At 64.4% G+C, this 12,169-nt stretch carries 11 protein-coding genes; 5 read left to right on the top strand and 6 right to left on the bottom strand.

The genetic code is table 11. The features are described 5' to 3' along the window. Window position 1: 1 nt before the first annotated feature. Entirely contained in the window at window positions 2-979 is a 978-nt protein-coding gene (locus H1B27_RS02480; RefSeq protein WP_197964879.1) for a type II secretion system F family protein, read from the top strand. A 9-nt stretch (window positions 980-988) separates the two neighbouring features. After that, a complete protein-coding gene (locus H1B27_RS02475) occupies window positions 989-1,963 on the top strand; it encodes a type II secretion system F family protein (RefSeq protein ID WP_061880986.1) in 975 nt (324 codons plus the stop codon). Between the two features lie 56 nt (window positions 1,964-2,019). On the opposite strand, the gene H1B27_RS02470 is transcribed toward H1B27_RS02475, so the two are convergent. Next, a complete protein-coding gene (locus H1B27_RS02470; RefSeq protein ID WP_197964878.1) occupies window positions 2,020-2,847 on the bottom strand; it encodes a tetratricopeptide repeat protein in 828 nt (275 codons plus the stop codon). Between the two features lie 207 nt (window positions 2,848-3,054). Continuing rightward, window positions 3,055-3,258, bottom strand: a complete 204-nt coding sequence (locus tag H1B27_RS02465) for a hypothetical protein (protein ID WP_028177287.1) — start codon at window positions 3,256-3,258, stop codon at window positions 3,055-3,057. 198 nt (window positions 3,259-3,456) lie between these two features. Here H1B27_RS02465 and H1B27_RS02460 point away from each other — a divergent pair, with 198 nt between their 5' ends. The 3 genes from H1B27_RS02460 to H1B27_RS02450 all read left to right on the top strand — a co-directional run bounded on the left by H1B27_RS02460 (window position 3,457) and on the right by H1B27_RS02450 (window position 6,283). Beyond that, complete coding sequence (locus H1B27_RS02460) at window positions 3,457-4,830, top strand: leucyl aminopeptidase family protein (RefSeq protein WP_197964877.1); 1,374 nt, start codon at window positions 3,457-3,459, stop codon at window positions 4,828-4,830. After that, entirely contained in the window at window positions 4,823-5,677 is an 855-nt protein-coding gene (locus tag H1B27_RS02455; RefSeq protein ID WP_197964876.1) for a C40 family peptidase, read from the top strand. The genes H1B27_RS02460 and H1B27_RS02455 overlap by 8 nt, the downstream gene beginning before the upstream one ends. A gap of 279 nt (window positions 5,678-5,956) precedes the next feature. After that, window positions 5,957-6,283, top strand: a complete 327-nt coding sequence (locus H1B27_RS02450) for a BA14K family protein (RefSeq protein ID WP_061880990.1) — start codon at window positions 5,957-5,959, stop codon at window positions 6,281-6,283. Window positions 6,284-6,350: 67 nt separating this feature from the next. Here H1B27_RS02450 and H1B27_RS02445 read toward each other — a convergent pair whose 3' ends face one another. The 4 genes from H1B27_RS02445 to H1B27_RS02430 are packed head-to-tail and all read right to left on the bottom strand — an operon-like array spanning window position 6,351 to window position 12,169. Further along, window positions 6,351-7,988: an ABC transporter ATP-binding protein gene (locus H1B27_RS02445; RefSeq protein ID WP_197964875.1), complete on the bottom strand. Its 1,638-nt coding sequence runs from the start codon at window positions 7,986-7,988 to the stop codon at window positions 6,351-6,353. A gap of 4 nt (window positions 7,989-7,992) precedes the next feature. Further along, window positions 7,993-9,174, bottom strand: a complete 1,182-nt coding sequence (locus H1B27_RS02440; RefSeq protein ID WP_061880992.1) for an ABC transporter permease — start codon at window positions 9,172-9,174, stop codon at window positions 7,993-7,995. Then, window positions 9,174-10,283 (bottom strand): microcin C ABC transporter permease YejB, encoded by a 1,110-nt coding sequence (locus H1B27_RS02435; RefSeq protein WP_061880993.1) that lies wholly within the window; start codon window positions 10,281-10,283, stop codon window positions 9,174-9,176. Before H1B27_RS02435 ends, H1B27_RS02440 begins: the two co-directional genes overlap by 1 nt. A gap of 2 nt (window positions 10,284-10,285) precedes the next feature. Then, on the bottom strand, window positions 10,286-12,169 hold the full coding sequence (locus tag H1B27_RS02430; RefSeq protein ID WP_197964874.1) for an extracellular solute-binding protein: 1,884 nt from the start codon (window positions 12,167-12,169) through the stop codon (window positions 10,286-10,288).

Genomic DNA, 12,169 nt, shown 5'->3' with positions numbered 1-12,169 from the left:
CATGAACATGCAGGTCCTCGCCCTCGCCTTCCTCGCCACCGCAGCCGTCGGTGGCATCGCCTGGGTCTTCCTCTATCCGTTGCTGTCCGGGGAGCGAAAGGCGGAAAGCCGCCGCGCATCGGTCGCGCGCGCCGAGGCGCCGACGGCCCGCCAGACCGAGAAGACCCAGCGCTCGCGCCGCGAGCAGGTCGAGACCACGCTCAAGGACCTCGAGGCGCGGCGCGCCCAGGAGAAGAGTGCTCCGCTCAGCGTCCGCCTGTCGCAGGCGGGGCTTGACTGGACGCCGCAGAAATTCTGGATCGCGTCCGCCGTCGTGGCGGGCTTGTTCTTCGCAGTCGCGCTGATCGGCGGCGGCGGCATGATCGGCGCCACCGGGCTCGCCTTCGCCGGCGGCTTCGGCCTGCCGCGCTGGGCGCTCAGCTTCCTGAAGAAGCGTCGCGAGGCCAAGTTCCTGGCTGCGCTGCCCGACGCGGTCGACGTGATCGTTCGCGGCATCAAGGCGGGCCTGCCGCTGTTCGAATCGATCAAGGTCGTCGCCGCCGATTCTCCCGAGCCGCTGCGCAGCGAATTCCTGGCTATCATCGAGACGCAGGCCATCGGCATGCCGCTCGGCGAGGCCTGCGCGCGGCTCTACGAGCGCATGCCGCTGCCGGAGGCCAATTTCTTCGGCATCGTGGTGTCGATCCAACAGAAGTCGGGCGGCAACCTCTCCGAAGCGCTCGGCAACCTCTCCAAGGTGCTGCGCGACCGCAAGAAGATGCGGGAGAAGATCCAGGCGATGTCGATGGAAGCCAAGGCCTCGGCCGGCATCATCGGCTCGCTGCCGCCGATCGTGATGTTCCTCGTCTATCTCACGACGCCGCAATACATCTCCGTGCTTTGGACTCATCCTACCGGCCAGCTGATGCTGGTCGGCTGCGTCGTCTGGATGTCGATCGGCATCATGGTGATGAAGAAGATGATCAACTTCGATTTCTGACGGTGCCGTATGGTCGAATTCCTCGTCTCGAAACTGCACGACGTCCGTTTCATGACCATGCTGCTCGCGGCCGTCGCCGCCAGCGCAACCGTGTATACGCTGGTGATGCCGTTGTTCGCCGGCGAGGGCCTCTCCAAGCGCATGAAGGCGGTGGCGAGCGAGCGTGAGCGCATCCGGCAGCGCGAGCGTGAGCGTCTTCACAAGAGCGAAAAAGTCTCGCTGCGCCAGACCCCCAAGCAGCTCGTCTCCAAGGTGGTCGAGGACTTCAACCTGACCAAATGGCTCGCGCAGGAAGCTGCGCGGGACAAGCTCATCATGGCAGGTTACCGCGGCCAGGCGCCCTACATCACCTTCCTGTTTGCCCGCATGGTCGCCCCGATCGTGCTCTTCATCGGCTCGGCCCTCTACGTCTTCGTGATCGCGCGCATGGAACAGGCGCTGCCGGTCAAGATCGGCATCTGCATCGGCGCTGCCTATCTCGGCCTTCAGGCGCCGATGCTGTTCCTCAGGAATGCGATCGCCAAGCGCCAGCTCTCGATCAAGCGTGCATTTCCCGACGCGCTCGACCTGCTCCTGATCTGCATCGAATCCGGCATGTCGGTCGAGATGGCGTTCCGGAAGGTCGCGACCGAAATCGTGGGCCAGTCGATCGCGCTCTCGGAGGAGTTCACCCTGACCACGGCCGAACTGTCCTATCTGCAGGATCGCAAGGTCGCCTACGAGAACCTCGCACGGCGCACCGGGCTCGAGGGCGTCAAGTCGGTGTGTCTCGCGCTTCAGCAGGCGGAGCGCTACGGCACCCCGCTCGGCCACTCCCTGCGCGTCATGGCGCAGGAGAACCGCGACATGCGCATGAGCGAGGCCGAGAAGAAGGCCGCCGCCCTGCCACCGAAGCTGACGGTGCCGATGATCCTGTTCTTCCTGCCGGTGCTGTTCGTGGTCATTCTCGGGCCGACCGCCATCAAGGTCACCGAGTTGCACTGAGCGAGAGCGGACCGCGCGGCTCGTCGCTCAGGCTGAGATCGGGCGATCAGATCTGATCAGTCGGGCTGGCTGAGCGAAGCAACCGGCGTCCGCTTCGGTGCACCGTGCGGGGCGTCGTTGCGGCTGAGCATGTCCTTGAGATAGGCGACATTGGCGGCGGCCTGGTCCGGCGGCAGGTCCGCTTTCACGATGGTCTCCGCTTCCGCGAAGCGACCCTGGAGACCAACGACCAAAGCGAGGTTCTGCCGCACCCGCGCGCTCGCACGCGGCGAGGCGTAGGCCTGCCGCAGCGCCTCTTCGGCTTTCGGCAGCTCTCGCGACAACATGTAGGACAGGCCGAGATTGGAGAGCACGCCGGGATCACCCGGTGCGATCTTGAGCGCGCTCGCGTAGTAGGATCGCGCCTCCTCATGACGGCCCATCTGGTCCAGCGCCGTGCCCTGCACCGAAAGCAGGCGCCAGTCCGGATTGTCGGGCGAGTGCGCCTTCGAGAGGACGTCGTAAGCCTGCTGAAAATTGCCGTTGTCGGCGAGTGCGCGGCCGTACTGGGCGAGCAGCGCCTTGTTGCCGGGATTGGCGATGGTCGCCTGCTCGAGCACGGCGGCGGCCTGGGCGCGCTGGCCGTTGGCGCGCAAGGCCTGTCCGTAGGCGAGTGCGGCGTCGGCATCCCTGGGATTGGCGCGGTAGCGCTGGCCATAGGTGTCGACGGCCCGCGCCGGATCGGTGGACGCGCGGTCGGCGGGAGCCGACTCCGCCCGAGGGCCGACCGAGCCCGTCACGTCGGAGAGTTTCGACATGGCCGTGCAACCGCCGAGGCCCATGGCCACCGCTGCGATCAGCGACGTCGAGGCAAGAAGCCGGGCAGGACTGATCCGTTGACGCATGAGGCCTTGATTCTGGAACCGCTTGATCGAGCCGAACGCGCCAGCAATAGAATGTTAACCCTAACGGCCGGTTAACGACGCCCTCTGGCCTCTCGCGGCGGCATCACGGGCCGCAACGCTCGCAAAGGCGTGAGGCCGTCCCCTTTCCAACCGTAGCTCTCGGCGCGAGATACGGGATCCGCCCGAGGACGGCGTCCTCTCACCCGGTCAATATTCGATGGCGAGCCGCCTGCGGATTTCGTCGATGCGCTTGTCGAGCGCATCGAACCGCGCGTGGACGGAGCGGTCGTGGAGATAGAAGACGTAGCCGCCGGCAAGGAATGCGAAGATCCAATGGTGATGTTCGATATAGCCAAAAATCGCCTCGACGGCCTGGCCGACGAATGTGACCACGCTCCACACAAATTCCATCGCATTTCCTCCCGGCGCTTCCTGGTCGATCGCCTCCGATCTCCACATCTGGCGGCCGCACCCCGAACCTAGCATGGCCTTGCTGCGCGCAGCAGTTCGCTGAACGGTGACGGCAATGCCGATTGCAGCGGCGCCGAAACTCTGCGAAGTCTCGTCAGTTCGCATGACCCCGCTTGATCTGACGATCCGGACCCGCCAATGCCCTCTGTCTTCGAGACGTCGCCCACCGCCATCCCGATCACTTTCGTCACCAAGTCGAGCTGGGATCAGATTGCCGAGACGCTGCCCCCGGCGCAGCGCCAGTTCGCCGCCGCGAGCGCCTTTGCCGCAAAGCCGGGTGGCTATCTGGCACTTCCCGCGCCGGACGGGACGATTGCTCAGGTGCTGTTCGGCCTCGAGGATGAGGGTGCAAGATCGCGGGACCTGTTCCGACCCGGGGCCCTGCCCGGCCTGTTGCCGCCGGGAACCTATCGCTTTGCCAACGCACCGCACGATCTGCGGCTGGCGGCGCTCGCCTTCGCACTGGGGTGCTACCGCTTCGCCCGCTACCGCAAGGCCGATCGCCCGGAGGTCCGGCTGGTGCCGCCTGACGGTGTCGACGCAGCCGAGATCGAGCGGATCGCCGATGCCGCAATGCTGGCGCGCGACCTCATCAACACGCCGTCCAACGACATGGGCCCGGCGGAACTCGCCGCAGCCGCGCAGGCGCTCGCAACCGAGTTCGGCGCGAGCTTCGCCTGCACCATCGGCGACGATCTGAAGACGAATTTCCCGCTGATCCACGCCGTCGGCATGGCCTCCAGTCGTGCGCCGCGGCTAATCGACATCGGCTGGGGCGATCCTGATCATCCCAAGGTGACGCTGGTCGGCAAGGGTGTGTGTTTCGACACCGGCGGACTCGACCTGAAGCCGTCGAGCGGCATGCTGATCATGAAGAAGGACATGGGCGGCGCCGCCAACGTGCTGGCGCTCGCGCGCATGGTGATGGACGCGAAGCTGAAGGTGCGGCTGCGCGTGCTGATCCCGGCCGTGGAGAACGCGGTCGCCGGCAATGCCTTCCGCCCCCTCGACATCTTCACCTCGCGCAAGGGCATCACAGTCGAGATCGGCAATACCGACGCGGAAGGCCGGCTCGTCCTCGCCGACGCGCTGGCGCTGGCAGACGAGGAGAAGCCCGAGCTGCTGATCGATCTGGGCACGCTGACGGGCGCGGCCCGCGTCGCGCTGGGGCCGGATTTGCCGCCCTTCTACACCAATGATGAGGCGCTGGCCGCCGACGTCGCGCGCTGCGCGGCGAAGGAGAACGATCCGTTGTGGCGCATGCCGCTGTGGCCGCCTTACGACGCCTGGCTGGATTCCAAGACGGCCACCATCACCAATGCGCCGTCCGGCGGCTTCGCCGGCTCGATCACCTGCGCGCTGTTCCTGCAACGCTTCGTCGAGCACGCCGCGAGCTGGCTGCATGTCGACATCTATGGTTGGACGCCATCGGCGAAGCCGGCGCGGCCCGAGGGCGGCGAGTGCCAGGCCGCTCGCGCCCTCTACACATTGCTGAGCGAGCGCTATGCATGATCCCAAACATGATCCACGGCTGACGCCGGCGCGGGGGGATATCGCCGCGAAATATCTCGAAGGCAAGGTCGAGGCGGAGCGCTTCGTCACCGGCGAAGAATTCGAGGTGGTCCAGGCGATCGCGCCGATGCGCGAGCAGCCGTCGTCGAATGCCATGCTGATGACGGAGGCGCTACGCGGCGAGCGCGTCACGGTCTACGACCGCAATGGCGAGGGCTGGGCCTGGGGCCAGCTCGATGGCGACGGCTATGTCGGTTGGCTTCCCGACGCGGCGCTCCTGAAGCCGACGGCCGCGCCGATGCACAAGGTGGGCGCGCTGCGAACGCTCGCGTTCCCCGGTCCCTCGATCAAGCTGCCGCCGGCCGACACGCTCGTGATGGGATCGAAGATTGCCGTGGCGCGCGAGGACGGCTCTTTCGCCGTGACGCGCGACGGGAGATTTCTGCCGGGGACGCATCTCGTCCCTCTCGATCATCGCGAGGCAGATTTCGTGTCGGTAGCCGAGCGCTTCGTCGGCACGCCCTACCTGTGGGGTGGCAAGAGCAGCCTCGGCATCGACTGCTCGGGCCTCGTGCAGATCTCGCTGACCGCCGCAGGCATCGGCTGCCCGCGCGATAGCGATATGCAACTAGCCGGACTCGGCCGTGCGCTGGAGCCTCACGAGCGAGGCAGCTTGCTGCGCGGTGATCTGATCTTCTGGAAGGGCCATGTCGCCATCGTCCGGGATACCAGCACCATGGTTCACGCCAATGCATATCACATGGCGACCGTGGTCGAGCCGATCGAGCCCGCGATTGCGCGGATCAGGCAGGCCGGCAGCGAGGTCACCGCGATCAAGCGACTCTAAAGCATGATCCGGAAAAGTGCGCAGCGGTTTTCCCAAAAGATCATGCTTAAACAACAGCCTAAAGCGCGATGACGATTCATCCTAATCGCATCGCGCTTTAGCGGGCCTCCCTCGACCACTGCCTCTCGTTCCACAAACACACGACGCTTTCTGTGTTTGAACGACAGCATTGGGCCGGACTGCAAGTATGGCGCACAACGAGCTTGTTGACCGCACCATGTCGATCCACATCTCACCGCGCCGGCTGCACGACGCGCCGGCTGGTGATGGAGATCGACTATGACTGGACTTAAGATTCTCGCTGCCGCGACCTTGCTGTCGAGCCTGACCTTAAGCACCGCCTACGCGCAGTCTGGCTTTGCGAGCAGCCATCCGGATACGTACGAGGCCGAGTACCCCAACCGCAACCTGAATGGCACACTGACGCCGGCAGGTCGGATAGGCCTCGAGTTGCCGGATGGCGCGGCTCCTTCGCGGAGGGTGGACAACGCCCTGGCTCGCATTGACGGCGTCGCCTCACGTTCTTGCGCGGAGCGCTACCGATCCTACGATCCGGCAACGGGCACCTACATCGGTCGAGACCGTCGCCGTCATCTCTGCAGGTAGTGGCGCAAATTGCGGACGTGCATCCGCGGCAGGACTTGAGGCGACGCTCGGGCGGCGCCTCAAAAAGCTACGTCGCGACCGAGCCATTCCCAGCCGTCTCCAGCCGGAACGCGGCCGCGAACAGCGCGCGCGTGTAATCCGTCTTCGGATTCTTGAACAGCTCGGCGGCCTGACCTTCCTCGACCACCTTGCCGCCGCGCATCACGATGAGATGGCTGGCGAGCGAGGCGACGACGCGCAGATCGTGCGAGATGAACATGTAGGTGAGATCGCGCTTGCGCTGGAGCTCGCGCAAGAGATCGACCATCTGCGCCTGGAACAGCATATCGAGCGCGCTGGTCGGCTCGTCCAGCACGACGAAATCCGGCTCCAGCACCACCGCGCGCGCGATGCTGATGCGCTGGCGCTGGCCGCCGGAGAATTCATGCGGATAGCGGAAACGCGTCTCCGGATTGAGCCCGACATCCTCCAGCGCCTTGACGACGCGCGCCTCGCGCTCCTCGCGCGACAGCTTCGGCTGATGCACGGAAAGACCTTCGGCGATGATGTCGGCCACCGACATGCGCGGGCTGAGCGAGCCGAACGGATCCTGGAACACGATCTGCATGTCGCGCCGGAACGGCCGCATCTCCTTGAAGCGCAGGCCCTGGATATCCTTGCCCAGGAACACGATGCGCCCGTTTGAGGAGATCAGCCGCAGCAATGCGAGACCCAGCGTGGTCTTGCCCGAGCCCGATTCGCCGACGACCCCGAGTGTCTCGCCCTTGCGCACGGCGACGCTGACGCCATCGACCGCTTTGATATGGCCGACCGTCTTGCGCATCAAGCCGCGCTTGATCGGAAACCAGACTTTGAGATCATTGGCCGACATCACGACGGGCGCATCCGGCTGCGGCGGCGCCGGATCGGGCTTCGGCTCCGCCGCGAGCAGGTCGCGCGTATAGGGATGTTTCGGGGACTTGAAGACCTGCTCGACCGGTCCCTGCTCGACGACCACGCCCCCCTTCATGACGCAGACGGTGTCGGCGATGCGGCGGACGATGCCGAGATCGTGGGTAATGAACAGCAGGCTCATGCCGAGCCGCGAACGGATCTCGGCGAGCAGCGCCAGGATCTGCGCCTGCACGGTGACGTCGAGCGCCGTCGTCGGCTCGTCCGCGATCAGGAGGTCCGGCTCGTTGGCGAGCGCCATCGCAATCATCACGCGCTGGCGCTGGCCGCCGGAAAGCTGGTGCGGATAGCTCTTCAGCCGCGTCTCGGGCTCGGGAATGCCGACCTGCGTCAGCAGTTCCAGCGTCCGCCTGCGCGCCTGCGCATTGCTGGTCGGATTGTGCAGCTGGATGATCTCGCCGATCTGCGCCTCGATCGTGTGCAGCGGATTGAGCGAGGTCATCGGCTCCTGGAAGATGATGGAGATGTCGCTGCCGCGGATCTCGCGCATCTTCTGCTCGGACCGGTCGATCAGTTCCTGCCCCTTGAAGCGGATGCTGCCCGAGGGGTGCGACGCGTTCGGATAGGGCAACAGCTTCAGGATCGAGAGCGCGCTGACCGACTTGCCGGAGCCGGATTCGCCGACCAGCGCCACGCATTCGCCGCGCTTGATCTGGAACGAGACCTTGTCGACCGCGAGCGTGGTGGCGCCGCCCTGGTGGAAGGCCACCGAAAGGTCGCGCACGCTGAGCAGGGGCTGGTTGATTGCGTCCATCGCCTTACCTGAACGTCTTGCGCGGATCGAAGGCGTCGCGCACGGCCTCGCCGATGAAGATCAACAGCGACAGCATGATCGCAACCGAGAAGAAGCCGGAAAAGCCGAGCCAGGGTGCCTGCACATTGGACTTGGCCTGCGACAGCAATTCGCCGAGCGAAGGCGATCCCGGCGGCAGGCCGAAGCCCAGGAAATCGAGCGCCGTCAGCGTCATCACCGAGCTGGACACGATGAAGGGAAGGAACGTCATGGTCGCGACCATCGCGTTCGGCAGCAGGTGGCGGAACATGATGACCGGGTTGGAGACGCCGAGCGCCCGCGCCGCCTGGATGTATTCGAAGTTGCGCCCGCGCAGAAACTCGGCCCGCACGAGACCGACCAGCGAGACCCAGGAGAACAGCAGGAGGATGCCGAGCAGCACGAAGAAGCCGGGCACGAGGACCGAGGACAGGATCAAGAGAAGGTAGAGCGAAGGAATCGCCGTCCAGATCTCGATGAAGCGCTGGAAGATCAGGTCGACCCGACCGCCGAAATAGCCCTGCACCGCCCCCGCCGCGATGCCGATGACGGACGAGACGATCGTGAGACAAAGTCCGAACAGCACCGAGATACGGAAGCCGTAGATCAATCGCGCGACCACGTCGCGGCCCTGATCGTCGGTGCCGAGCCAGTTATATTCGAGGTCGCGGCAGCTCTTCAGCCCCTTCTTCTCCACCACCGGCTGACACTGCTTCTCCGTCAACATCCAGGTCGGCGGCGACGGCGCCGGCGTCGGCAAGTCGAGATTGTGAGTATCGTAGGAATAGCGGATCAGAGGCCAGACGATGCTGCCGCCCTTGTCCTTGATCAGCTTCTGCAAGTACGGGTCGCGATAGTCGGCCGCCGTCTCGAAATCGCCGCCGAAGGTCGTCTCCGAATAGGTGACGAAAGCCGGCCAGTAGAGCCGGCCGTCGAACTTGATCAGGAAGGGCCGATCATTGGCGATCAGCTCGGCGAACAACGAGATCACGAACAGGCTGATGAAGATCCAGAACGACCAGTAGCCACGCCGGTTGGCCTTGAAGTTCTGCCATCGTCGCCTGTTGAGCGGCGAAGGCGCGAACGGCTTGCGCGTGATCGGCACCGAATCGCCGAGCGGCGATTTCGCCGTGGTTTCGATCGGCGTCGTTGGGGCGGCCAGCGTCATCAGACCTCCCGCGCCTCGAAATCGATCCGGGGGTCGATCCACATATAGGTCAGGTCGGAGATCAGGTTGATCACGAGACCGACCAGCGAAAAGATGTAGAGCGTGCCGAACACGACGGGATAGTCGCGGTTGAGCACGCTCTCGAAGCTGAGCAGCCCCAGCCCGTCCAGCGAGAAGATGGTCTCGATCAGAAGCGAGCCTGAAAAGAAGGCGTGGATGAAAGTCCCGGGGAAGCCGGCGATCACGATCAACATCGCATTGCGGAAGACATGGCCGTACAGCACCCGGTTCTCGCTGCAGCCCTTGGCGCGCGCGGTCATGACATATTGCTTGCGGATCTCGTCCAGGAACGAGTTCTTGGTCAGGAACGTCATGGTGGTGAACGCGCCGAGGCCCATGGCGATCAGCGGCAGCGTCAGATGCCAGAAATAGTCGATGATCTTCCAGTACCAGGGAAACTCCGACCACCCGTCCGAGGTCAGCCCGCGCAGCGGAAACCAGTTGAAGAAGGAGCCGCCGGCGAACAGGATGATCAGAAGAATGGCGAAGAGGAATCCGGGAATGGCATAGCCGAGCACGAGCACCGTCGACGTCCAGGTGTCGAGGCGCGTACCGTCGTTCATCGCCTTGCGGATGCCGAGCGGGATCGAGATCAGATAGGTGATCAGCGTCAGCCAGATCCCGAGCGAGATCGACACCGGCAGCTTCTCCTTGATGAGCTGGATCACGCTGACATCGCGAAAGTAACTCTTGCCGAAATCGAAACGGGCGAAATTCCAAACCATCAGCGCGAAGCGTTCCGGTGCCGGCTTGTCGAAGCCGAACTGCACCTCCAGCTTCTTGATGAAATCAGGATCGAGCCCCTGCGCACCGCGATATTTCGAGTTGATGGCGTCGCCCCCGGCACCGACCTGCCCAGGCGCGCGCTGCGCAAAATCGCTGCCGCCAGAGATGCGCGAGGTACCGCCGGTGTCGGCGCCCGAGAGTTGGGCGATGACGCGCTCGACCGGGCCGCCGGGCGCGAACTGCACAACGATGAAGGACACGAAGAGAATCCCGAGTAGCGTCGGGATCATCAGGAGGAGGCGGCGGGCGATATAGGCGCTCATGGCTATTTTGCCTGCTCGAGCTTGGCCGCCTTGGCGGGTTCATGCCACCAGATGTCCGGCGCGCCGACGCCGTTGGCATAGCGCGGCAGCTTCTGCGGATGGCCGAACTGGTCCCAATAGGCCAGCCGGTGCGTCTTGTTGTACCATTGCGGCACCCAATAGCGGCCGGCGCGGAATAGCCGATCGAAAGCGCGGCAGGCGACGGTCAGCTCTTCGCGGGTGTCAGCCGACATGATCTTTTCGATCATGGCGTCGATGGCCGGGCTGGCGATGCCCGCGAGATTGTACGAGCCCTTGGTATTCGCGACCTGAGAGGAGAAGAACGAGCGCATGGCGTCGCCCGGCGTCGCCGACATGCTGAAGCGCTGGATCGTCATGTCGAAATCGAAGTCATCCTGCCGCGCCCTGTATTGCACCGCATCGACGAGGCGCACGTTCGCTTCGATACCGAGCGTCGCGAGATTCTTGACGTAGGGCGCATGATGCGGCTGGAAGGAAGGCTCATCCAACAGGAACTCGATCTTGAACACCTCGCCATTCGGCAGCATCCGCTTGCCGTCCTTGATGGGCACACCGGCCTCGTTCAGCAGTTGCTGCGCCTTGCGCAAGAGGCTGCGGTCCTGCCCGGAGCCGTCCGTGACCGGAGGCGTGAACGGTACGGTGAAAACGTCGTCCGGAACCTGGCCACGAAACGGCTCCAGCAATTTCAGCTCTTCCGGCGAAGGCGGCGCATTGCCTGCCATGAGGTCCGAGTTCTGGAATGGCGACACCGTACGGGCATAGGCGCCGTACATGATGGTCTTGTTGGTCCATTCGAAATCGAAAGCGTTGATCAAGGCCTCGCGCACGCGAGGATCCCTAAATTTCTCGCGTCGCGTGTTGATGAACCAGCCTTGCGCTCCGGAGGGCGTGTCATCGGGCACGACCTCCATCTTGACGCGGCCATCCTTCACCGCCGGAAAGTCATAGCGCGTCGCCCAGATGCGCGAGGTGAACTCCTCGCGATAGAGATAGCTCTTGCCGGTGAAACCTTCGAAGGCGACGTCACGGTCGCGATAGAACTCGTAGCGCACGACATCGAAATTGTAGCTGCCGCGGCAAACCGGCAGATCGGCGGCCCACCAATCCTTGACCCGCTCGAATTCGATGTAGCGATTGACCTCGAACCTGCCGACCCTGTACGGACCGGAGCCGAGCGGAATATCCAGCGTCGATTCATCGAACGGCCGGGACGCATAATAGGCCTTCGAGAAGATCGGCAGTCCGGCGACATAGAGCGGCACGTCGCGGGCGCGTCCCTTCGCGAAGGTGACGACGAGCGTCGCGTCGTCGATGGCTTCCGCGTTCACAAAGTCACGCATCTGCACGATGATCAGCGGATGGCCCTTGGCCTTCAACGTCGTCAGCGAGAACGCCGCGTCGTGGGCGGTGAGCTTGGTGCCGTCGTGGAATTTCGCCTCCGGCCGCATCGTGAAGCGATAGACCAGCCTGTCCGGCGATATCTGCACGGATTTTGCGGCAAGTCCGTACATCGCGTCCGGCTCGTCGCTGCCGCGCACCATCAGCGGCGAAAACGTCATGTCCATGCCTTGCGCGCCATCGCCCTTGAGGATGTAGGCGTTGAGCGAGTTGAAGGTCTGGTAGGACTGGTTATACGACCTCGTCGATGGGATCAGCGAGAACGTGCCGCCCTTCGGCGCAGACGGATTGACGTAGTCGAAATGGTGGAAATCGGCGGGATATTTGAGATCGCCGAACGCAGAGATGCCGTGCGCGTCGGTCCCGGCTTCCGAGGCACACGCACTGCGCAACGGCGCACCGATGGACGCCCCGAGGGCGCCGCCAACACCCAAGGCCAGCACATGGCGGCGTGACATCTGCGTCAT

Source organism: Bradyrhizobium diversitatis (genome assembly GCF_016031635.1).
In the GTDB taxonomy this organism is placed as follows: domain Bacteria; phylum Pseudomonadota; class Alphaproteobacteria; order Rhizobiales; family Xanthobacteraceae; genus Bradyrhizobium; species Bradyrhizobium diversitatis.
This window is presented reverse-complemented; position numbering and strand designations above follow the sequence as displayed.

What these genes read in the sequence shown, in the direction of transcription:
- H1B27_RS02480 (WP_197964879.1), top strand. Translation starts at nt 2, where the DNA reads ATGAACATGCAGGTCCTCGCCCTCGCCTTCCTCGCCACCGCAGCCGTC.
- H1B27_RS02475 (WP_061880986.1), top strand. Translation starts at nt 989, where the DNA reads ATGGTCGAATTCCTCGTCTCGAAACTGCACGACGTCCGTTTCATGACC.
- H1B27_RS02470 (WP_197964878.1), bottom strand. Translation starts at nt 2,847, where the DNA reads ATGCGTCAACGGATCAGTCCTGCCCGGCTTCTTGCCTCGACGTCGCTG.
- H1B27_RS02465 (WP_028177287.1), bottom strand. Translation starts at nt 3,258, where the DNA reads ATGGAATTTGTGTGGAGCGTGGTCACATTCGTCGGCCAGGCCGTCGAG.
- H1B27_RS02460 (WP_197964877.1), top strand. Translation starts at nt 3,457, where the DNA reads ATGCCCTCTGTCTTCGAGACGTCGCCCACCGCCATCCCGATCACTTTC.
- H1B27_RS02455 (WP_197964876.1), top strand. Translation starts at nt 4,823, where the DNA reads ATGCATGATCCCAAACATGATCCACGGCTGACGCCGGCGCGGGGGGAT.
- H1B27_RS02450 (WP_061880990.1), top strand. Translation starts at nt 5,957, where the DNA reads ATGACTGGACTTAAGATTCTCGCTGCCGCGACCTTGCTGTCGAGCCTG.
- H1B27_RS02445 (WP_197964875.1), bottom strand. Translation starts at nt 7,988, where the DNA reads ATGGACGCAATCAACCAGCCCCTGCTCAGCGTGCGCGACCTTTCGGTG.
- H1B27_RS02440 (WP_061880992.1), bottom strand. Translation starts at nt 9,174, where the DNA reads ATGACGCTGGCCGCCCCAACGACGCCGATCGAAACCACGGCGAAATCG.
- H1B27_RS02435 (WP_061880993.1), bottom strand. Translation starts at nt 10,283, where the DNA reads ATGAGCGCCTATATCGCCCGCCGCCTCCTCCTGATGATCCCGACGCTA.
- H1B27_RS02430 (WP_197964874.1), bottom strand. Translation starts at nt 12,169, where the DNA reads ATGACGCAGATGTCACGCCGCCATGTGCTGGCCTTGGGTGTTGGCGGC.